Source organism: Candidatus Izemoplasma sp., from assembly GCF_982632705.1.
Genome location: NZ_CEXEES010000001.1, coordinates 39,272 through 60,521 on the forward strand (window position 1 = coordinate 39,272; position 21,250 = coordinate 60,521).

Annotated in this window: 21 protein-coding genes and 1 other annotated feature; of the genes, 2 read left to right on the top strand and 19 right to left on the bottom strand. The window is 32.0% G+C overall.

What is annotated here, in order from left to right; genetic code table 11:
• Window positions 1-2 precede the first annotated feature (2 nt).
• A complete protein-coding gene (locus tag AC2LE6_RS00225) occupies window positions 3-821 on the bottom strand; it encodes a GNAT family N-acetyltransferase (protein ID WP_484477215.1) in 819 nt (272 codons plus the stop codon).
• Window positions 822-861: 40 nt separating this feature from the next.
• Window positions 862-1,053: a binding site (T-box leader), on the bottom strand.
• A gap of 156 nt (window positions 1,054-1,209) precedes the next feature.
• On the opposite strand from AC2LE6_RS00225, the gene AC2LE6_RS00230 reads away from it, so the two are divergent.
• On the top strand, window positions 1,210-3,282 hold the full coding sequence (locus tag AC2LE6_RS00230; protein WP_484477216.1) for a bifunctional diguanylate cyclase/phosphohydrolase: 2,073 nt from the start codon (window positions 1,210-1,212) through the stop codon (window positions 3,280-3,282).
• Window positions 3,266-4,573, top strand: coding sequence for a uracil-xanthine permease family protein (locus AC2LE6_RS00235; protein ID WP_484477217.1), 1,308 nt, complete (start codon window positions 3,266-3,268; stop codon window positions 4,571-4,573). Before AC2LE6_RS00230 ends, AC2LE6_RS00235 begins: the two co-directional genes overlap by 17 nt.
• Here the strand turns inward: AC2LE6_RS00235 and AC2LE6_RS00240 are convergent.
• The 18 genes from AC2LE6_RS00240 to AC2LE6_RS00325 form a co-directional block, all read right to left on the bottom strand.
• Complete coding sequence (locus AC2LE6_RS00240; RefSeq protein WP_484477218.1) at window positions 4,570-5,217, bottom strand: GyrI-like domain-containing protein; 648 nt, start codon at window positions 5,215-5,217, stop codon at window positions 4,570-4,572. The genes AC2LE6_RS00235 and AC2LE6_RS00240 overlap by 4 nt on opposite strands.
• Window positions 5,218-5,228: 11 nt before the next feature.
• Window positions 5,229-5,978 carry a GNAT family N-acetyltransferase gene (locus AC2LE6_RS00245; protein WP_484477219.1) on the bottom strand — a complete coding sequence of 250 codons (750 nt, stop codon included), beginning with the start codon at window positions 5,976-5,978 and terminating at the stop codon, window positions 5,229-5,231.
• A gap of 20 nt (window positions 5,979-5,998) precedes the next feature.
• Window positions 5,999-6,322 carry a hypothetical protein gene (locus AC2LE6_RS00250; RefSeq protein ID WP_484477220.1) on the bottom strand — a complete coding sequence of 108 codons (324 nt, stop codon included), beginning with the start codon at window positions 6,320-6,322 and terminating at the stop codon, window positions 5,999-6,001.
• A gap of 12 nt (window positions 6,323-6,334) precedes the next feature.
• Window positions 6,335-7,924, bottom strand: coding sequence for an NAD(P)/FAD-dependent oxidoreductase (locus AC2LE6_RS00255; protein ID WP_484477221.1), 1,590 nt, complete (start codon window positions 7,922-7,924; stop codon window positions 6,335-6,337).
• Window positions 7,925-7,952: 28 nt separating this feature from the next.
• Window positions 7,953-8,258, bottom strand: coding sequence for a hypothetical protein (locus AC2LE6_RS00260; RefSeq protein ID WP_484477222.1), 306 nt, complete (start codon window positions 8,256-8,258; stop codon window positions 7,953-7,955).
• A 113-nt stretch (window positions 8,259-8,371) separates the two neighbouring features.
• Window positions 8,372-9,655 carry a hemolysin family protein gene (locus AC2LE6_RS00265; protein ID WP_484477223.1) on the bottom strand — a complete coding sequence of 428 codons (1,284 nt, stop codon included), beginning with the start codon at window positions 9,653-9,655 and terminating at the stop codon, window positions 8,372-8,374.
• Window positions 9,656-9,716: 61 nt separating this feature from the next.
• Entirely contained in the window at window positions 9,717-10,013 is a 297-nt protein-coding gene (locus tag AC2LE6_RS00270; RefSeq protein WP_484477224.1) for a hypothetical protein, read from the bottom strand.
• Window positions 10,014-10,114: 101 nt separating this feature from the next.
• Window positions 10,115-10,747 (bottom strand): orotate phosphoribosyltransferase, encoded by a 633-nt coding sequence (gene pyrE, locus AC2LE6_RS00275; RefSeq protein ID WP_484477225.1) that lies wholly within the window; start codon window positions 10,745-10,747, stop codon window positions 10,115-10,117.
• 1 nt (window position 10,748) lies between these two features.
• Window positions 10,749-11,429 (bottom strand): orotidine-5'-phosphate decarboxylase, encoded by a 681-nt coding sequence (pyrF, locus tag AC2LE6_RS00280; RefSeq protein WP_484477226.1) that lies wholly within the window; start codon window positions 11,427-11,429, stop codon window positions 10,749-10,751.
• Window positions 11,426-12,337, bottom strand: a complete 912-nt coding sequence (locus tag AC2LE6_RS00285; RefSeq protein WP_484477227.1) for a dihydroorotate dehydrogenase — start codon at window positions 12,335-12,337, stop codon at window positions 11,426-11,428. The genes pyrF and AC2LE6_RS00285 overlap by 4 nt, the downstream gene beginning before the upstream one ends.
• Window positions 12,334-13,068: a dihydroorotate dehydrogenase electron transfer subunit gene (locus AC2LE6_RS00290; RefSeq protein WP_484477228.1), complete on the bottom strand. Its 735-nt coding sequence runs from the start codon at window positions 13,066-13,068 to the stop codon at window positions 12,334-12,336. The genes AC2LE6_RS00285 and AC2LE6_RS00290 overlap by 4 nt, the downstream gene beginning before the upstream one ends.
• Window positions 13,061-14,335: a dihydroorotase gene (locus AC2LE6_RS00295; protein WP_484477241.1), complete on the bottom strand. Its 1,275-nt coding sequence runs from the start codon at window positions 14,333-14,335 to the stop codon at window positions 13,061-13,063. Before AC2LE6_RS00295 ends, AC2LE6_RS00290 begins: the two co-directional genes overlap by 8 nt.
• Window positions 14,332-14,856 carry a bifunctional pyr operon transcriptional regulator/uracil phosphoribosyltransferase PyrR gene (pyrR, locus tag AC2LE6_RS00300; protein ID WP_484477229.1) on the bottom strand — a complete coding sequence of 175 codons (525 nt, stop codon included), beginning with the start codon at window positions 14,854-14,856 and terminating at the stop codon, window positions 14,332-14,334. The genes AC2LE6_RS00295 and pyrR overlap by 4 nt, the downstream gene beginning before the upstream one ends.
• 3 nt (window positions 14,857-14,859) lie before the next feature.
• On the bottom strand, window positions 14,860-15,729 hold the full coding sequence (locus AC2LE6_RS00305) for an aspartate carbamoyltransferase catalytic subunit (RefSeq protein WP_484477230.1): 870 nt from the start codon (window positions 15,727-15,729) through the stop codon (window positions 14,860-14,862).
• A 177-nt stretch (window positions 15,730-15,906) separates the two neighbouring features.
• Window positions 15,907-18,231: an SF1B family DNA helicase RecD2 gene (gene recD2 / locus AC2LE6_RS00310; protein ID WP_484477231.1), complete on the bottom strand. Its 2,325-nt coding sequence runs from the start codon at window positions 18,229-18,231 to the stop codon at window positions 15,907-15,909.
• A gap of 75 nt (window positions 18,232-18,306) precedes the next feature.
• Window positions 18,307-19,563 (bottom strand): aminopeptidase P family protein, encoded by a 1,257-nt coding sequence (locus AC2LE6_RS00315; RefSeq protein ID WP_484477232.1) that lies wholly within the window; start codon window positions 19,561-19,563, stop codon window positions 18,307-18,309.
• 77 nt (window positions 19,564-19,640) lie between these two features.
• Window positions 19,641-19,919, bottom strand: coding sequence for a hypothetical protein (locus AC2LE6_RS00320; protein ID WP_484477233.1), 279 nt, complete (start codon window positions 19,917-19,919; stop codon window positions 19,641-19,643).
• Window positions 19,889-21,181, bottom strand: a complete 1,293-nt coding sequence (locus AC2LE6_RS00325; protein WP_484477234.1) for a cation:proton antiporter — start codon at window positions 21,179-21,181, stop codon at window positions 19,889-19,891. The genes AC2LE6_RS00320 and AC2LE6_RS00325 overlap by 31 nt, the downstream gene beginning before the upstream one ends.
• Window positions 21,182-21,250 lie beyond the last annotated feature (69 nt).

Genomic DNA, 21,250 nt, shown 5'->3' on the forward strand with positions numbered 1-21,250 from the left:
ATTTACTCACTCCTCTTAAGTGCTTTGTTTAATGTATGGCATTCATATCCTTTTGGAAAATCTTGTCTTGTGAATTCTACTTTATATCCGAGTTTCTCGTAAAACTCTCTTGCTTGAAATTCAGTTGTACCTAAATCAATTGATTTCAGATTATGGTTCTTTGCATCATTCTCAGCAAGCCTCATTAATTCTGAACCAATTCTTTGTCCTCTATAGTCTTTACTAACAACTAATAAATCCACATACATCGTGTCTTTATATAGTTCCAAAGTTACTCCACCTGCGAATACATCATTATCAAGTGCTACGATTGAGTACTCTTCGATAACACTAGGTACATCATTTTCTTTTTTGAATGCTTCGATAAATTGCTTATATCTTGGATGAAATGTTTCATTCTCTTCATTTGACTCTATTACCGTATATTCTTGTTCACTAATGATACTGTAATCTACCAAATCTAAATAAACTGCATCATATAATGACCCTACTCGTTTGAATCCAACGTTACACAAATCATTAATTATTGAATCATCTCGAGTGTATGTTTTGATTCCTACAGATACTTTTTCAAATGATTTGATGGCTCGAGAAACCAATTCTTTTAATATATCTATATCCTTATAGTATATATAGGCAAATCCTGCCCAGTCCCAGCTAAGGTTTATTGTTACTGCGCCGATTAACTCGTCTTTTTGATGAATATAAATATGTTTAGTTTCTGTTGCTTTTTCACCTGTATGAGATTTGTTATGAGCTCGTAAATGAAATAGGATATCATCTTTATATTTTTTATCTGTGTCAACTATGTATTTGATCATACTAAACCTCCTCTATAAATAAAAATCGCCCTTATCAAAAGATAAGGACGAAATAATTTCCGTGGTACCACCTTAGTTCCTAGAAATCTAGGCACTCGAATCTATAACGCTGATAAGCGGATGGTTTTACATCTCTCCAAAGTAGCTTCTGTATGCTTTAATATTCGTTTACACCACCACGAACTCTCTTGAAATAAAGTGAATACATACTAATCTTTTTCATTGATTTACTCGTATTATAACATACTAGAAATAGAAATCAATATCTTACCTTTGATTTCACGATTTAATTGTTTGAAATCATTCTCTCTATTTATTTTACACTGTATTTATGTTACAATATAAAAAGGAAGACGGGTAGTAACTTACTATTGAAAGAAGGCATACTATGATTATTACTATTCAAAATTCATTACTAATTGGAAGTATACTATATCTATACTCATTTGTTATAACAATGTATTTATTGAGAAAATATTCTGAAATTAAAGGTCCTTTATTATTCTTTGGTTTCTTCTTCCTTTTCAATGCATTGGGGCAAATGGGTATTTTCTTTAGAGCAGATATACCACAATTCGTTAGTGTAATTATCGCGAATACATTACTTGTTCTTGCACCACTAATGCTTCTACAATCAATAACATTGCTTTCAAGAATAGACTCCAAGAAAGTATTTTCTGTACTAATATTATCATTTTTTGTAGCTTCGTTTATTGTGTTCACATATATTTCTCCTAATGTTCAAGTAAGAGTTATTATATATGGATTAACAATATCGGTTGTGTTCATAAATATTATTGTTACAGGAATCAAAAATAGTATCGAGAATAAAGTCACTGATAGCTTGTTTTTCTTGATTTTGATAAGTTATCTAGGAATTCATATTTACCGTTCAATATTTGCTGCATTGAGTTTTGTTCCTTCAAACTTTCTGGAGTACAAACAAGATGCATTCAATATACTTTTAATGGCAATTGTTGGAAATAGTCTTCTATTTGGAATTCTAGTATTCTATAATTCTTTATATAAGAAGCAATTATCAACTAGAGAAGATTTCATGAGGTTGATTGTTAAAAACATCCCAACACCTGCATTCCTTCATAAAAACAACAAAGAAATAATCAGCGTAAGTCAAACTTTATTAGACGTTACTGGGTATAAACGAGAACAACTTACTACTATAGATGAGTGGGTTGAATTGGCATACGGTGACAGAAAAGCAGCTGTAATTGAAGTCATTGAACGTCTTTATCTTAATAAAGATGAAACTGTACATAACTTAGTAAATGTTCGAAAAAGTGATTTAACCGAGCGAGCATGGTCTTTCCATTCCAGATATATTGGTGATTTAGAAAATGGTGAGGAAATGGCACTGAGTGTCGCTTTAGACATTACTGACTTATTAGACAAAGAGCGAAAGCTACAAGAAATCGTAATTACAGATTATTTAACTAAGCTATATAACAGAAGGCATTTTGAAGATTGCATTCTTGACAGCAATGAAGAATTAAATCTTCCATACGGTGTTGTTATGGCAGATATAAATGGTTTAAAACTAATCAATGATGCGTTCGGACATGAGAAAGGCGATTTACTTTTAGAAGAAGCAACCAATGTGTTTAAAAAAGTATTGAAAGGCAAAGGTGATATCTTCAGAATCGGTGGAGATGAATTCGCATTTACGATCAAGAATACTTCCGCAGAGGAAATCGAAAAGCTATTAAATGAAGTTGTTGAAGAAGCATCTAAAATATACATAAATAGTATTCAATTGTCTATCGCATTTGGATATACAATTAAAGAAAAAGTAACTGAGGATATCTATACTGTTATCAATGATGCAGAAGATAAAATGTACCGAGAAAAAATCATGAATATACCTTCAATGAGAAGTTCTGCACTTGATGGTATTATGAATACTTTATATGAAAAAGATATTTACTCTTCAAATCATTCAAAAAATGTTTCTGAATATGCTGAAAGATTTGCACAAGTGTTGAAATTGAACCGTGCTCAAATCACAGAAATAAAAACAGCAGGAATATTACATGATATCGGTAAGATAATTATCCCAACAGATATCATTCAAAAAGAAGGAAAATTGACGGAAGCGGAAATGGATATTATACGTTCACATCCAGAAATCGGATATCGAATACTTTATAGCACATCTGAAATGAGAAGTGTTTCAAATATTGTTCTCCATCACCATGAAAAATGGGATGGGACTGGGTATCCTTTAAATATACAAGGTGATAATATACCTCTATCATCTAGAATAATTTGTATTGCTGATGCGTTTGATGCTATGACGTCTGATAGATTATATAGGGATAAATTTAGTATTCCTGATGCAATCGAGGAATTAAAACGCTGTGCTGGAACACAGTTTGATAAGAAATTAGTTAACTCGTTCATAAAACATATTGATAAGATTGTGCTTAGTGAAAAACTTGAATAGTTCACTATTTAACTTTCGTTCTGTTTTCCTAGGATTCCAGCACATTGTCGCAATGCTTTTCAGTAATATCGCAATCATATTGATCATTGGTGATTTAATACCACTAAGTTCAGACACAATAGTTTTCTTAATTCAAATGTCATTATTAACCGCTGGATTGGCAAGTTTACTTCAAGTTTACCCAGTATGGAAAATTGGTTCAAGATTACCTTTAATGATGGGAACAAGCGTTATTTTCATATCTGCCATTGTGATTATTGGACAGAAGTATGGTTTGAGTGGTGTGTTTGGTAGTATACTAATTGCATCTTTGATTGAAATCGTTCTTGCGTTCAGTATGAAACATATTAGAAAAATTATCACTCCATTAGTGAATGGTATTGTAATTATGTCGATTGGAGTATCCTTGTTTATGCTTGCACTTCGGTATAATATTGCAACGATTGAACAAACTGATTTCAGTTTATTTAGTGTTTTGATTGTTACTCTTCTTGTAGTAGCGGTTACTTATATTATCCTATTGAAATCAACATCAAAACTAAAAGTGTATGCATTTATAGTTAGTATCCTATTTGGAATTATTATATCAGGATTATTTGGAATGATAGACATTACACAGTATAGTTCTACTTCTGTTCTTATGATCCCATCTCCTTTAAAATATGGATTATCATTTCCAATTGAAGGAATCATCCTGTTCACTATTTTGTTTATTGTATCTGGTTTAGAAACAATAGCAGACACAACAGCTTTGACAACAGGAGTTTATAATAGAGATCCCGAAGATTCTGAGTATCAAGGTGCGTTACTAGCAGATGGTACGAGTAGTTTTCTATCTAGTATTGTATCCGGTTTTCCAAAAACAACTTACACTCAAAATGTAGGAATAATTATATCTACAAAAGAATCTGATAAATGGGGAATTGTTATAGCTTCAGCATTGTTGATTCTATTATCGTTTTTCCCTCCATTTGGTAGTTTGTTTATTATGATTCCTAAGCCTGTTGTTAGTGGATTTTTTCTATCAATTTCATTTATAATAATATCCAATGGTTTCAATTTATTAAAACCCCATTTTAATAGGAAAACATATATCATATTTGGTATAACAATTCTGTTAGCATTGTTCTTATATAATTTAACAGATATTATTGGTACAAAGTATTCTAGTTCTTTGTTTGTTGATTCAATTGAAAAGAACGCTATACTTTTATCTGGTATGTTATCTTTATTACTAGAACAGACTACAATTATATATAGTAAGATTAAAAATAAAATAAAAAGACCTTAAACGGTCTTTTTTTCTATTTTAAACCTTATTGTAGTCTTTAGTTTACTTTCTTCAACTGAACTTGGATTACTTAGATAAATCTCTTTGTGTGTTTTAGAAATCCTTGTATATCCATTTTCGTTGCAGTAGTTCTCCATTAATTTAAAAGACTGTGGTTCATCGTTATAACTCCCTATGTGAATCATCTGACAAACTAATCCTTCAGTAATTTTTTCAAATTGTACATCTTTCACTTTTTCAAGTTTCTTCTTCTTATAGACTGATTCTTGAATTGTTTCAATATACTCTTTTGGAACAAATGATGGTTGTCTAATCATCATAGTGAATACCATATTATCTTTTAACTCTGTAATTGGTTTTCCAGTTTGATATAACGTTCTACCTTCTTCATTCAAATCCCAAATACCTTCAAGAGGAAATACAGTGTAATCTGTGTAATCTTTTAATTCTGTGTTTCCTTTTAATGTCATTTTAACACCATATGAAATCGCATAAAGTGCTTGGACACAATCTTTGAATAAATCAGATCCTGGACTACCTTCACCTTTGATGGTTATGTAGTTCATCTCTGGTACATTTGTGATTATTGGTTTTGTTTTTGGGATATAAATTTCTTTGTCTTTTTTTCTCCATTCATACTTCATAACAACACCTCCTAATTAATTGGTCCAAATTGATCAACCCAGATAAATGCTGGTATTTCTGTCATGTTTTCAAATCCGAGTTTCTTAGCGAGTGCTTTTGACGATTCTTTCTTTTGCCAACAAGTCCAATTTGGTTTTAGTCCTTTGACTATCAATTCTCTTATAAGTTTTATAGAACATTTGTAAGAGTATCCTTTTCTTCTGTGATCTTCCAAAGTTCTAACGTCAATCTCTGCTTCGTTTGCTCCAATCATAAGTGCATTTGCATAAGCGATTCTTTTGCTGTCTTGTTCAATTCTTGCGACGGGGTTTTCTATTCTACCAAATTCAGGAATTCTGTATATTAATCGAATGTCTTTTACATCAACTTCACCTGTTAAACAGTCGAAGTTTTCCTGGTTAAATTCAAAAGAGACACGGTTTCCTTTTACACCCTTAAACTTTGTGAAGATGTTTGCAAGAATAGGATCAAACAGGTCGTTTGGTCTAAAAATCATGCATTCAGGTCTATTGTTGATAACAACATAATCTTTGATTAGATTTTCTAACACTGTTTGATTGACAGATGATGGATCTCCAAACATGTAATGAAAATCAAATGGGGTAAAGATGATTCCCCACTTAGCGTGTTCAATATCATCTACAAATATAGAAGGATTAAACTGCCCTTCTATCATCGAGTAAATGATGGGTATTGAGTGAGTATATTTATCTAAATGTCTTAATATACTTGTATATTGATTTTCGTTTAGTTTTATCATGTAATCACCCTTCGTATGTGCTATTTTTTGTATTTATTATGATACATCAGTAACATGTCTAGTTCTATTTTTTCATCAAATGTAAGATCAAAATCTTTGTTCTCTAAGGTAACAGAGCATGTGTGTGAATTTAGATCAATGTTTCTAAACTCTACATTTGATAGTAATTCGTTTTTATAATCAATGAAGGAACCTACAAAGAATATGTATAGTTTCTTTGTTGAGATTACAACAACTTCATTCTTTGTTATGTAATATGTAACTGGAGACTCTCCTGTGGGATAGTTCTTTCTCAGTTCATATGCAAATTGTGCAGCTCTAGTTTTTAAAAATTCTAAATCCATATTAGTACCTTCTTATAATCTGATTTTCTCTAATATTTTGTGTGCTACTTTTATACCATCAATAGCAGCAGATACAATTCCACCTGCGTATCCAGCACCTTCTCCTGTTGGATACATGTTGTTAAAGTTCAAGCTTTGTAAGGTTTCTTTGTCTCTTGTGATTCTAACAGGACTTGATGATCTTGATTCAACACCTGTTAGTAAAGCATCTTTATTATTGAACCCTTTAAGTTTGTTTCCAAACTTAGAAAATGCTTCGATAAATGCTTCATTTATTTCTTCTGAGAACATTGATCTTAAGTTTGCATAGTTTACACCTATTGTATAACTTGGTAATACCTCACCAAGAGATGTTGTTTCTACGTTGTTTATGAAGTCTTCTAGTTTTTGGATTGGGGCATTGTAATTACTACCACCTAATGAATATGCTTTGCGCTCTAAATCTCTTTGGAATTCTATTCCTGCCAGAGGGTGCTCGCTTTTAAAGTCATCTTTATCTACTGTGATTAGTACTGCACTGTTGGCATTTATTCTATCACGGTTGTATTCGCTCATACCGTTTGTTACAACCATACCTTCTTCTGAAGCAGAAGGGACTACCCAACCACCCGGACACATGCAAAATGTGTAGATACCTTTATTGTTTTCTGTTTGATGAGTCAGTTTATATTCTGCTGCACCTAGTGCTAGATTGTCATGAGATGGACCAAACTGTGCTTTGTTGATCATCGATTGTTTATGTTCTACTCTAAATCCTACTGCGAATGGCTTAGATGTGATTTCACAATCGTTTTTAAATAGCATTTCGATTGTATCTCTTGAACTGTGTCCGATTGCTAGGATCACATGATCAAAATATTTAGTTTCTCCGTTTACATCAAGATGTATTCCATCTTTAAATGGGGTAATATTAGTCACTTTTGAATTAAACAACACTTGAGATCCTAACTCCAGAATCTGATTTCTAATGTTCTTTACAACTGTGATAAGTTTATCTGTACCTATATGGGGGTTGTGAACGTATAGAATCTCTTTTGGTGCTCCAGCATCTACCAGTTCATTGAATAACCATTTACCCATAGGATCTTTTTTTCTATTTGTTAATTTTCCATCAGAAAAAGTACCAGCTCCACCTTCACCAAATTGAATATTTGATTCAGTGTTTAATACTCTGTTTGAGTTGAAACGTTCGATGGTTTGTATTCTTTTATCTACTTCTTCCCCACGTTCAAACACAGTTACATTTACACCAGATTTTGCGAAGGATAACGCACTAAACATTCCAGCAGGACCAAAACCGATAATCGCTATTTTTTTATCTTGATTGTATTTGAATTCGTTTAAATCTAATTTATCGTGTTTGAATATGTGTTTTGCAACATTCGGAATATTTTTAGATAGTATCGTTTTTTCTCCCTTTACTTTAACAAGTAATGAATATACAAACGAAATATCATCTTTTCTTCTTGCATCGATAGAACGTCTTTGAATTGTGTAATCTAGGATTACTTCTTTACTCGCTCTAAGACGTTTTGAAATGATATTTGTAAGATCTGAATTATCATCATTAATACTTACTTTTATTTGACTAACAAGTAACATAAAATCTACTCTTTTCTTTTATCTATTTTTAGAAGTCTAGTTCTTTAATAATTCTTACTTTTCTGTTTTCTCCTACATCATCAATAGAGATATATCCAGATTTCTTTAAATCTTTCATAAATCCTCTGATTTTGTCATCTTCTCTTCTGTTTCCAAATACTGCGTTGCTTATATCAGCGTTTTTAGGATTACAAAATCCTTGCCCTGATTTGGCAATTTTCTTTTCTACAAACGTATATGTCTTTACAACCAAATCTCTGTATCCACCTAGTACGTTTTCGTCTCTTTGTTTTCTTAGTTTCTCTAAGTTTTCTTCAATATATTTTTTACCCATGAGTTCCTCCTTGGATTGTTGTTTTCTTTACATAAAAAGTATAACACAGAATATCAAAAGATGAGTACTTCTTGGTAATCAAATAAAAAAAGTCCTTTTGGACTTTTAATTATTTAGTCTTTCATGATTATGCGAGCTTTTTTTATTTTGTTTTCTTCAATTGAGAGAACCTCAATTACTATGTTTTTGTCTAATAATTCAATCGGTTTTTTTAGTTCTGGAAGTTCGTTACATTCAGTTTGAATGTATTCATTCATTGTTTGTTTTGGGTTTGTGTGAAATACGTTCTTTCCTAAACGTTCGTTGAATTCTTTGATTGTCATATCACCTGTGACGATATAAGTGAACTCAGAACCCATATCTTTTTCAAGTATGTCGTGTTCATCATAAATGGAACCCGTGATTTCTTCGACGATATCTTCTAAGGTAACGATTCCTTCTAATACATCATTCTCGTTTTTAATAAATGCCAAATGATTATTGGAATCTTTCATTGTTTTTAGTAAAGTGTTTAGGTTTTCTTCTCCACTGATAAACATCGGAGTTCTAAGCAATGATCTTAGGTCTACTTGGAACAGTGTCATCGTATCTAGTTGAAGTAATATATCTTTTATATGGATTACTCCAACAATGTTATCTATTTCTGTATCATATATTGGTATTCTTGAATATCTTGAATGAATGATTTGGTGATAACTATCTTCTGTGACTTTTGAGATATCTAGTCCGACGACGTTCTTTTTAGTCGTCATAATCATGGAAGCAGTAATGTCATCTAAAGTAAAGATACGTTCCAACATGTTACGTTCTTCTAGTTGGTACAATCCTTTTACGTGCCCATATACGATTAATTCCTTGATTTCTTGCTCTGTAACAGCGTCATTGTCTTTATTCGACTTAAATCCTAGGAGTCTTACAACACCGTTTGTCGTTTTAGTTAACAGCCAAACAAATGGTCTGAATATATTCATTACAATATTTATAATTGGAGCGGTGAATAAAGCTAGTTTTTTTGTTCTATTCATTGCGATTCTTTTTGGAACCAGTTCCCCAAATACTAATGTAAAGAATGATAAGAGAATTGTAATAATTATAACGATTACATTAAAAGGAATATCAATATTAATATTCAATAAAGATTCTCTTAATGGACCCGCAATTTCTGAACCAGCGAATGCACTTGATAGAAACCCTGAAAATGTAATAGCTACTTGTATTGTAGATAGATACTTCGTTGAATCTTTGGTTACTTTCCTTAAAACTTTACTATTTTTATGACCTTCTGTCTCAATTTTATGTAGATCACTAGATGTTAATGAAACAAGTGCCATTTCAGATGCAGCAAAAAATCCATTGATTAATACTAATATTGCGATTACTAATAATATTACTCCCATAGTCTCACTCCTTAGGTTCATATACATTATACAATAAAAAAAACACCAATTGGTGTTTTATTTATTTAAACTTACAAGTTATAGTGTCATCTGCATCTTCTAATTCTTGAGCAAACTCTTCTAACATTTCTTCTGGAGTGTCTCCATCATACAATATAGCTAATCCCATACCGAATAATGTAACGTCTTCGTCGTTATAATCTCCCTCTTCACTATCGTATACTCCTGTGATTTCTTCATCATCAAATTCGATACGAATAGTGTCAATACCATCTGTACATTCTAGCTTAGTGTTTGTACATGCTGACAGTGTAAAAACAAATAATAATGAAGCAACTAATAACATAAATCTTTTCATCTTTATTCCCCCTATTTTTTTCACTATATGTATTATAGCATTAACTAAAGCGTTTTTGTAGGTTATTTATAAAAACAGATGAATTGTATCCTTATTTAAAATCACTTATTGATCCAAGTTTCGTCACTTGGATCGGATTTCCATTGCTTTAATTTGGCTAAATCAGATTCTTCTATATAGTTCTCTTCCATTGCAGCTTCTAGAAGTTCGTCATAATTACTTAAAGAATAATGTTCAACATTGTGATTGTTGAATACTTCAAATCCTTTTTTTAGGTTATAGGTGAATATTGCAACAATACCAAGCACATTAAATCCAGCTTCTCTTAATGTTTCTACTACTCTAACTGAACTTCCACCAGTACTAATTAAGTCTTCGATTACAACGACATTTTTCCCTTTTTGGATTAGTCCTTCTATTTGATTGGTTCTTCCATGAGATTTGGTTGAGCTTCTTACATACCCCATTGGTAGATTTAGAATATCTGATACATACGCTGCGTGAGCAATTCCTGCTGTCGCAGTTCCCATGATGTATTCACACGTTGGGAATTTGTTTCTAATTATGTTTGATAATCCCAATTCGATTATTTTTCTTACTTTTGGATATGATAACGTTAGTCTGTTATCGCAATATATTGGTGATTTGATTCCTGATGCCCATGTAAATGGATCGTTTGGTTTTAAGAATACTGCGTTGATTCTTAGTAATTCTTTTGCGATGATTCTTTCCATTTTATACAAACTCCTTTATGCATTGTTCATATGCTTCTAGTACGTTTGGAGCTTTTGTTATTGAACGTCCAACAACAATGAAAGTCGATCCTAATTCTTTGGCAAGTAAAGGTGTTGTCACTCTTACTTGGTCATCTGTGGAATTAGATTTAAATCTTATTCCTGGAGTCACACTAATCAACCCTAATTGATTCATGATAGGGGCTTCTAAGGGACTACAAACTACTCCGTCTAATCCTGCACTTCTTGTGTTTATTGCATAATGCTTAATTGTTTCTTCCATTGACTGGTCAATCAACAATTCCGTTTTGAGTGCATCATCAGTAGTTGATGTTAGTTGTGTTACAGCAATGAGTAAAGTATCTGTATTTGTTTTTCTCAAACCACGTAGTGCTGCCTTCATCATTTTGATTCCACCTGCAGCATGTAGATTAACGATATCAACATTTAATTTCCCAATAACTGACATAGCTTTTTCAACTGTTGTTGGTATATCGTGAAGTTTTAAATCTAAGAACAATTTGAACCCTTTTTGCTTTAATTCTTTTATCAAACTTGGTCCTTCTGAATAGAATAATTCCATCCCGATTTTTAAGTATGGTCTATGGTTTTCTAGTTGTTCTAGAAAAGAATAAAGTTCTTCTCTGTCTTTAAAATCGCATGCGATTATTACATCTCTCATTTATGTGATCTCCCTATTATATTATTTAAATCTTTTATTCCTAATTCCTTCATTACTTTTGGTAAATCCTCAATGATTTTTTTTGAAGCGTAAGGATCTATTAGGTTCGCTGTCCCAATTTGCACAGCTGTTGCTCCTGCATACATCATTTCAATGACATCGTAGGCATTTGTTACTCCACCTATTCCAATAATTGGAATTGATACATTTTTATATACTTCGTGAACCATTTTTAACGCTACTGGTTTTATGGCTGGACCACTAAATCCTCCGTATGTATTTGCTAGGATTGGTTTACCTGTTTTTAGATTGATCCTCATTCCTACTAACGTGTTGATCATACTAATAGCATCTGCTCCTGCTTTTTCAACTGCCTGTGCAATCTCTACAATGTTTGTTACGTTTGGTGATAGTTTCACATAGACCGGTAGATGCGTTGCCTGTTTGACATCCTTTGTCAATCTAGCAGCTGTATCTTTGTTTGTGCCAAATCCAATTCCACCTTCTTTGACATTTGGGCAACTTATGTTTAGTTCAATTGCTCCAACTATGTCAGATTTTGAGATTCGTTTTACGGCTTCGATATAATCTTCTTCCGTGGATCCTCCAATGTTTGCTATCACTAATTTGTTGTAAACTTTCTTGAGTTTTTCTAATTCGATTTTTAGTACATTATCTACTCCTGGATTTTGTAAACCAATTGCGTTTAACATTCCACTTGTGCTTTCTGCGATTCGAGGAGTTTTATTACCAAATCGTTCTTCTAATGTGGTTCCTTTAAATGAGAAACTACCAAGTATATTAATATCATAGTAATCTGCAAACTCATATCCAAATCCAAAGCAGCCAGATGCTGGAATGATTGGATTATCTAGTTTCATACCTGGAAGTGTAATACTTATATTCATAATAGAACTTCACTGCTTTCTAGGACAGGTCCTTCCTTGCATATTCTTTTATACGATGTGATTGTTTTATGAGAGCAACCCATGCATGCTCCAAATCCACATCCCATTCTTTCTTCAAAACTAAGTTGTCCAACGTAGTCTTCTTTGACGATTGCATGGAGCATTTTTTCAGGTCCACATGCATAATAGTAATCAAAGTATAGATTCTTTGATTTTATGATATCTAGAACATTTCCTTTATACCCATATGTACCATCCATCGTTGCTACATATACGTTTGCACCAAGAGCGCGAAACATTCCTTCAAGAAACACATCGTATTTGTTGTTGAATCCTAGTACTACATCGAATTCAATGTTTTTTTGTTCTAGTTCTTTTGCAACTCTATATAGAGGTGGAACACCAACTCCACCACCGATCAATAGTGCTTTTTTTGATTCTTTTATTGTAAAACCGTTTCCTAATGGTGATAGGATATCTAATGTTGTAAATCTTTTAGTTTTTGATAGGATTTCTGTTCCTTCACCAAATACTTTGTATATGATAGAAATTGTGGTTTCATCGTAATCTGTAATGCTGATTGGTCTTCTTAAAAATGTGTTTGGATGATCTATTTTAATGTTAATGAACTGCCCTGGAGCTTTTATAGATGACGTATCTCCATGTAAGACCATTTTATATGTTTTGTAAGCGATAAGTTCATTTGATAATACGACGTACATGTTATTCATATTGTTCACCATCCTTATACACTATTTTTCCATTGCAAATGGTAAGAACTGGCCAACCGTATGCTTCCATACCGTTAAACGGTGTGTTTTTACCTTTTGAATAGAAATCGTTTTTATCTATTGTTTTCTTCTTGTTTAAGTCTATTACTGTTATATCTGCAACACGACCTTCTACCAATTTTGAGTATCCTAGATTAAGTCTTCTTGCTGGATTTAAACTGAACCACTTAACAATATCACTAAGTCTTGCCATGTTTGTTTTTACAAAGTGTGTGTAAATTAGTGGAAAAGCAGTTTCTAGTCCAACTACTCCAAAGGGAGCTTCTGTGAAGTCTTTATCTTTCTCTTGTTTTGTATGTGGTGCATGATCTGTGGCTATGCAATCAATTGTTCCATCTAAAAGGCCACTGATTAGAGCATATTTATCATCCAATCCTCTGACTGGAGGATTCATTTTATAGTTTGTGTTTGTAACATCTGATTCTGTTAGAAGTAAATGATGAGGTGTGACTTCGCAAGAGATGTTAACTCCTCTTTTTTTTGCATCTCTTACTATTCTTACGCCTTCTTTTGTCGATATATGGCATACATGATATCTACTGTTTGTTTCTTCTGCGATTAGACTGTCTCTAGCTATTTGGATGGATTCAGTTAAGCTTGTCATTCCTATCCATCCTTTTTCTTGAGCTGTTTTTCCTTTGTGAACGTACCCACCGTTTAGAAGTTCTTCGTCTTCACAATGGGCAGCGATTAATGTTTCATATTTATATGCGTTATTCATTGTGTTATACATTTGTTTTGTGGATTGAATTCCAAAGCCATCATTTGTAAAACCACACACCTTATCCTTTAGCAATTCCATATCTACTAGTTCACTACCATGTTTGATACCTCGAGATATTGCTGCATAAGGTAAGACTTTGATAACTGAATTCTTTTCTATTAATGATAGTATTTTATTTACATTGTCTATACTGTCTGGGACTGGATTAGTATTGGGCATTGCACATACTAATGTGTATCCCCCTTTAGCTGCCGCTTTTGTTCCTGTGTATATTGTTTCTTTGTTTTCATATCCTGGTTCTCTTAGGTGTACATGCATATCAATAAAACCAGGAGATACAAATTTGCGTTCTAAGTCAATCACTTCTTGATTTTTTGAAGATATATTGGAATCTATTCTTGTTATAATTCCATCGGTTATTTCAATGTCTTTTTGTATTAATTCTTCTCCTTGGAGGAGTAATCCGTTTTTTAATATCATTATTTTATGATTACTACTTTATCTTCTTCTGAAAGATCAGTGAGTTGTACTTTTATTGATTCCTCAATTGATGTTGGTATATTTTTACCGATATAGTTTGCACGAATTGGTAATTCACGGTGTCCTCTGTCTACAAGAACAAGTAATTCGATTCGTTTTGGTCTTCCAAGGTCTATCATTGCATCCATAGCGGCTCTTACTGTTCGTCCTGTGAAGAAGACATCATCAATTAGAATTACAACTTTGTCCTTTACTTTGAAAGGAACTGTTTCTTTATTGATTTCTTTAGAAACGTTTGATACAACATCATCTCTATAGGGTGTTATATCTATTGATCCTGTTTGAAGATGAATACCTTCTATGTTTTTTATGTTTTCCTGAATCAATTTTGAAAGGATTACTCCTTTATTCTTGATTCCTATTAGGCAAACATCTTCTATATCTTTATTTTTTTCAATGATTTCATAGCTTAGTCTTCTAATTGTTCTAACGAGTGTTTTATTGTCAATAATTAATTTTTCCATATTTTATACCTCAAATGCTCTTTTAAGAACTGCCATTCTTACATAAACACCGTTTGTCATTTGTGGGAATATTCTTGATTTTTCGCATTCAACTACATCATCATCTATTTCTGTTTTTCTATTGAATGGAGCAGGGTGCATAATAATTGATGATTGTTTCATTTGTTTCACACGGTTCATTGTCATTCCGTAGTTTTCTAAGTATTGATCTTTTGTTAATGTCATTTGATAACCATGTCGTTCGTATTGAACACGTAATAACATGATAACGTCCATTTCTTTTACGGCTTGATCAAATGGGATGTACTGACTTGATCCATCATCAAATTCCTCTGGACCACTTATGTATACTTTCATTCCAAGTCTTTTCATCACTTCTATATTTGTATGTGCTACTCTACTGTGTCTAATATCTCCAACGATAGTAACTTTTAAATCTTTGAATGTTTTAAATTCCTCTTTAATTGTCATTAAATCTAATAACGATTGAGTTGGATGATTACCAGTTCCGTCTCCACCGTTTAGCATTGGTACTTTGATTGATTCTAATTGCTCAAAATACCTGTTTTGAGGATGACGAATTACAAATGCATCAAATTCAAGAGCTTCAAATGTTTTAATTGTGTCGTGCAGACTTTCTCCTTTTTTTACTGAAGATGCCTCTGCGTTGAAGTTTGTTTCTATCATTCCTAGGTTCTGTTCTGCTTTAATAAAGCTGTAATGTGTTCTAGTTGAATTCTCAAAGAATAGGTTCACGACTTTTTTTCCTTTAAGTTCTGTGAATTCCTTTCCTTGTTTGAATTCGATTGCTTCATCGATAATGTTGTTGATTTCTTGAGTCTCAAGATCAGAAAGTGTAAATAAATTTTTCATAGTTCCTCCTATTATATACAAAAAATTCTTCTTGATCTTAGACCAAAAAGAATTTATAAGTTCGTAAAAATATGAGCTTTCCTCGGAAAACACTATGAACTCTTATAAGTCTCTCTGGACTAATTTAAAAAGCTACTTTAATACTACTAGATAAAATAATGATTTGCAATAGTTTTATTATTCTTTATCCAAAAAATCATATGGTGAGATTTCTTCACCGAATGTTTCACCTAAAAACTCGAATGGAACTGATTTATCATAGATAACTTTTGCGTTGTTTTGTTTTGGTTCTTCTTTTACAAGTATCGCATTTTGAATTTGTTCTTTTAACGTAGATTGTCTTAACCCTTCTACACTTTCAACTCCATAGCGTAATGCGTTAATATCACCAATGATGACTAGTTTTTCTTTTGCTCTTGTTATGGCTGTATAGATAAGTTTTCTTTTAAGCATTATATGATAGTTCTTAAATATTGGTAATATAACTACTTTGTATTCACTACCTTGAGATTTATGGATACTCATAGCGTAAGCATGTTTTATGTTTATTAAGTCTCCTGTTTTATAGTTTACTTGATTGTCTCCAAATGAAACTACCAAGCCACCATCAACAATTGCTTCAACACTACCCTGATCACCATTCATTATATTGTCTTCAATTTGATTCATTAGTTGAATAACTTTGTCGCCAACTCTAAATTCACGATCTCCATGCTTTAGAACTTTCTCAGTGTTTTTATTGTATGCATTTTGGATTACTCTATTCATGTTGTCAATTCCGGTAGTCCCTTTATACATTGGAATTAGAACTTGAACATCTTCATAGACATTGTACCCTTGATTGTGCATGTAATCTATTACGTTTATGATTCTAGATTGAAGATTAGAGGCACTTTCAGGAACGAAGTATCTATCTTCGTAACTTGTTCCGATATCTTCGGGAATTGATGCTTGATTTATGCTATGTGCAAGTGAAATTATATGACTATCTTGTGCTTGTCTATGGATTGTGTTTAAACGTACAAAATCAATCATTTCACTTTCTATTAAATCTTTAAGAACTTGTCCTGGTCCAACACTTGGTAATTGATCTTCATCTCCAACGATTATAACCTTGGTCCCTTTGGGAATGGATTGTAATAGTTGTGAAGCAAGAAACACATCAATCATACTCGCTTCATCGATAACGACTACTTTTCCTTCTACAGGATTATCTTTATTATGCTCAAATTTACCATCATAACTGTATTTAAGGAATCTGTGAATTGTTTCAGCGTGTAGATTTGTAGATTCATTCATTCTTTTTGCTGCTCGTCCTGTTGGAGCAACTAGTTTTACATCAAACAGAGTATTGTCATGTAATACTGGGATTTGATGATATTTACAATACACGAAAACAATACCATTAATTACAGTAGTTTTCCCTGTCCCTGGACCTCCAGTTAATATAAACATATCACTTTGAAGCGCACTGTGGATTGCTTTTTTCTGTAGTTTTGTATACGTAATATCATTCACTTGTTCAAACAAATCGATATATTGATTTACCTTTTTTGAATCAATATCAATTATATTGTCTGATAACTCTTTTACTTTTGATACAATTTGGTTTTCAGCATAATGAATGCTACCTAATGTAATTATCTCATCTTCTTTATAGAATACTTTGTCCTGAACCAATTCAGCTAGATATTTAAGAACAGCATCTTCTGTTACCAGCTCTTTTGATTTGTTTAATCCTTTTAATAGAAAATCTATAAGTTGTTCTACATATAGGAATGTATGTCCGTAATTAATACCCATATAGTTATATAGATATATAATCATTGCTTTCACACGTAAAGGATCATCTTCTGGTATTCCAAGTTTTTTAGCAATATCATCTGCGCGTTCAAAACCGATTCCATCAATGTCGTAGATTAATTGATATGGATTTCTTTCCACTACTGCGACTGTTTCATTTTGATAAAACTTATATATTTTCATTGCGATTTTTGGAGTGATTCCATAACCGTATAATTTTATTAATGTATTTTCTGCTGCTTTGTTCTCGATAATACCTTCATAAATAACTTCTTGTAGTTTTTCATTTAATTTGGGAATCGTTTTTAGTATGTCTTTATTTTCGATTACCTTTTTAATTGTGTCTTTTCCAAGTACTTGTACTATATTAATAGCCGTTTTAATTCCAACGCCTTTAAAAAGGTCACTTGATAGGTATTCTACAAGACCTGCGATTGATGTCTCACTAACCTTTTCATAGTTCTTAACGACGTATTGTTTTCCAAATTTAGGGTGTTCTTTGAATGTTCCAAAGAATTTAATTTCTTCCCCTCTCATTGGTGCTGGGAAGTATCCTGTAATGGTTAGGTAATCTGTATCATCGTACATAAAAATATCCAGATTCTCTGTAGATTCTGTTATTTTAACTTTTAAAATAGTGAATGCATTGTCTTCGCTATGAAAGACAATTACTTTTACGATACCTTGTATATAATTCATGATAATCACCTATTTGAATTATACCATAGAATGAGGGTGAATATGTTGATAAATAAACAAAAAAAGAGTACATGATTAGCTCATGTACTCTTCAATATCTTTAATCTCTTTGATTATGTTTTTACTAAGGTTTTCGTACCCATCTTTGGTAACCAATATATCATCTTCAATACGTATTCCGATACCTTCTTCTTTAATATAAAGTCCTGGTTCAATTGTAATAACCATTCCTTCTTGAAGAGGTAAATCATATTGTCCAACATCATGAACATCTAACCCAAGGAAATGTCCAATTGAGTGATAGTAGTATTTATTGATTTCAATATCTTCTTTAATGATTCCTAATTCTTTTGCTCCTTCAATTAGGATGCTTTTTGCGTAATCATTAAGTTCTTTCCATGTTATACCTGGTTTAATATATTTGATTGATTCTTTATTCGCTTTTAAAACTATCTCATAAATTTGTTTTTGTCTGTTTGAGAATGTTCCACTCACAGGATATGTTCTTGTTATGTCAGAACCATAATTATTATACAATGCTCCTAAATCGCATAGAATTAGGTTTTCTTTTACTAGAGGGCTGTTATTCTCTTCATAGTGAAGAACTGTTGCATTAACTCCGTTTGCCATAATTGTGTTAAAACTATATCCTTCGCTTCCTTGCAGCGTGATTTCATGTATGTAATCTGCTTGTACTTGAGCTTCATTGTCTCTAATTTTAACAGAATCCATTACTCTATTTAAAGCGACTTCAGTTATATCAATTGCTTTTTGAAGGCTCACTATATCTTCTTTTGATTTGAACATTCTTAAATAAGATGCATGCTCATTCAGATTTCTGATTTTTAATTCTTTGTATAGTGATAATACTGTTTTAAATTCTGTATGTGCAACTGGTTCATCTTTTGAATTAATTCTATAAAGATCGAGATATAGGTTCTTAGGTGGTTTCACTCCAAGTCCTCTTGCAAATGTCATCAATGATCTGAAGTACGTATCAAATTTGTCTAGATAATGAATATTTGATATTTCAACTCCTGATATTTTACTTGCTTCCTCTTTACTCATTTTTTCTCCAACCCATTGTTTCATATATTCTGTGGTTTCCTCAATGAATAAAAATTGCATCGTTTTCTTTTCTTGTTTGATTAACATTAGTTTCATGTTTTCACATTGTAACCCTGTTAAAAAGAAAAAGTTTCTATTTGGAACGTAGTGAAAATATTGATCTGTAGTTTTGTGTTTTGCTTTTCCTGAATCTAGCAATAATACACTACTATTTTTAATGTTTTTCAGTAATTCTTCTCTACGTTTATCAAATTTATTTGTCATAGTAATCACCTCTTTAGATGAATTATATCAAAGCTTAATTAATAAAGATATAAAAAAACTCACAAATGTGTGAGTCTTTAATGAGAAAAGAATACTTTTGAAACCGCAGTTTCAAATTTTATGTCTCTTGTTAATCGCACTTTATCAAATGAACCGTTTGAACCATGTGATAGAAAATTCACTTTTTCTGTTTTAGTATCCACAGATACTTCATAAACCAACTTCATAAAATCATTAAATTTATATAGTATTTCAAGATGAATTTCATCTTCTTTATCATACTTCATATCTAGTTCTATTAATTTACCATCTAGGTACTCATTTGTTATTGCTGTAAAGCTTTTGTATTTTTCCATTTTACATCATTCTCCTTTAATTCTGTTCTAGTTTCTCCTGCTTTAAATAAAGCTATTTTTACTAATACTGGCCCTGTTAATGCAAAGAATAATACTGAGGCCAATACAACGTTTTTAATTACCAATGCATATTCAATATTTACGTGTTGAAATTCGTTATATGCTGCTACGGATAATCCAATTGCCACTCCTGATTGTGGTAATAAGCTTGCACCTAAATATCGTTTTACGTTTTTACCTGATTTAACCAGAGATGCTCCTATATAACCACCTAGCATTTTTCCTATAATTCTAAACACAATATATGCAATCCCTACCATTCCCATTTTGAAGACAACATCAAACTGAAGTTGGGCTCCTGCGATGGTAAAGAATAGAATCATTAGAGGTGGGATAAAGAACCGTATTGTTTCTTCTTCTAAGATGTATGCTTCTTTGTTTATCATATTAGTTACAACAGTTCCAGCTACCATGGGTGTTAGTATTGGTGATGCCCCTAATAGTATTGCTAATCCTGTTGTAAAAATTACAGTTATGTTTATCACATTTAAGTTTACTTCTTCACAATCTGATTTATTCTGAAAATATCTAAATGCGATTCCAGATGCAATCCCAATACCTCCACCTACTAAAATACTTAATCCAATCTCTAATAAAGGTTCTTTGATCAGTTGCCATGTTGTTAATGAAACTTCAGAAACTCCAATTAGACTAATACTAATAGATAATAGAATACCAAACATCACTACTCCTACAGCATCATCAAGACCTACTACAGGTACAATAGTATCTGTAAGTTCTCCTTTTGTTCTATATTTTTTGATTATCAGCATTATTGGGGCTGGTGCGGTTGCTGCTGCAATGGCTCCTAAAACTAATGCAATACTTATATCAACAAAGAACATTGTTGCGAATATAACTAGTGACGTTGTTAACAATGCTTGAATAACTGTTATAATCACTATTTTTAATCCTGTTTTTTTTAGTTTACCAAACCAAAGTTCATTACCAACTTGGAAGGCAATAAACCCAAGTGCTAAATCTGATATAATAGCAAAATGAGATAAGTCATTTAAACTAATTAATCCGGTTATTGGTCCTAAAAATAATCCGGCTACCAAATATCCAGTTACTGAGGGTATCTTTATAGCCTCAAATAATCTTCCAAATATAAAACCTGTAAATAATATCAATCCTAAATCACACAAAACCATTGCAAGATCTGTGTTGACTCCTGTATTTAATAGTAATATTTTAATCATCTCCTTGAAAACATGGCAATACGTATTTTGCCTGTTTAATCATCCATTTGTGGGTACTCAACAATTGTG

Excerpts from the sequence above, each read along its gene's own strand:
- recD2 (WP_484477231.1), bottom strand. The coding sequence starts at position 18,231 with ATGAATTATATACAAGGTATCGTAAAAGTAATTGTCTTTCATAGCGAA.
- AC2LE6_RS00225 (WP_484477215.1), bottom strand. The coding sequence starts at position 821 with ATGATCAAATACATAGTTGACACAGATAAAAAATATAAAGATGATATC.
- AC2LE6_RS00315 (WP_484477232.1), bottom strand. The coding sequence starts at position 19,563 with ATGACAAATAAATTTGATAAACGTAGAGAAGAATTACTGAAAAACATT.
- AC2LE6_RS00270 (WP_484477224.1), bottom strand. The coding sequence starts at position 10,013 with ATGAAAAGATTTATGTTATTAGTTGCTTCATTATTATTTGTTTTTACA.
- AC2LE6_RS00230 (WP_484477216.1), top strand. The coding sequence starts at position 1,210 with ATGATTATTACTATTCAAAATTCATTACTAATTGGAAGTATACTATAT.
- AC2LE6_RS00240 (WP_484477218.1), bottom strand. The coding sequence starts at position 5,217 with ATGAAGTATGAATGGAGAAAAAAAGACAAAGAAATTTATATCCCAAAA.
- pyrF (WP_484477226.1), bottom strand. The coding sequence starts at position 11,429 with ATGAGAGATGTAATAATCGCATGCGATTTTAAAGACAGAGAAGAACTT.
- AC2LE6_RS00265 (WP_484477223.1), bottom strand. The coding sequence starts at position 9,655 with ATGGGAGTAATATTATTAGTAATCGCAATATTAGTATTAATCAATGGA.
- pyrE (WP_484477225.1), bottom strand. The coding sequence starts at position 10,747 with ATGGAAAGAATCATCGCAAAAGAATTACTAAGAATCAACGCAGTATTC.
- AC2LE6_RS00245 (WP_484477219.1), bottom strand. The coding sequence starts at position 5,978 with ATGATAAAACTAAACGAAAATCAATATACAAGTATATTAAGACATTTA.
- AC2LE6_RS00255 (WP_484477221.1), bottom strand. The coding sequence starts at position 7,924 with ATGTTACTTGTTAGTCAAATAAAAGTAAGTATTAATGATGATAATTCA.
- AC2LE6_RS00320 (WP_484477233.1), bottom strand. The coding sequence starts at position 19,919 with ATGGAAAAATACAAAAGCTTTACAGCAATAACAAATGAGTACCTAGAT.
- AC2LE6_RS00290 (WP_484477228.1), bottom strand. The coding sequence starts at position 13,068 with ATGAATAACATGTACGTCGTATTATCAAATGAACTTATCGCTTACAAA.
- AC2LE6_RS00305 (WP_484477230.1), bottom strand. The coding sequence starts at position 15,729 with ATGAAAAATTTATTTACACTTTCTGATCTTGAGACTCAAGAAATCAAC.
- pyrR (WP_484477229.1), bottom strand. The coding sequence starts at position 14,856 with ATGGAAAAATTAATTATTGACAATAAAACACTCGTTAGAACAATTAGA.
- AC2LE6_RS00250 (WP_484477220.1), bottom strand. The coding sequence starts at position 6,322 with ATGGATTTAGAATTTTTAAAAACTAGAGCTGCACAATTTGCATATGAA.
- AC2LE6_RS00325 (WP_484477234.1), bottom strand. The coding sequence starts at position 21,181 with ATGATTAAAATATTACTATTAAATACAGGAGTCAACACAGATCTTGCA.
- AC2LE6_RS00285 (WP_484477227.1), bottom strand. The coding sequence starts at position 12,337 with ATGAATATAAGTATTACACTTCCAGGTATGAAACTAGATAATCCAATC.
- AC2LE6_RS00260 (WP_484477222.1), bottom strand. The coding sequence starts at position 8,258 with ATGGGTAAAAAATATATTGAAGAAAACTTAGAGAAACTAAGAAAACAA.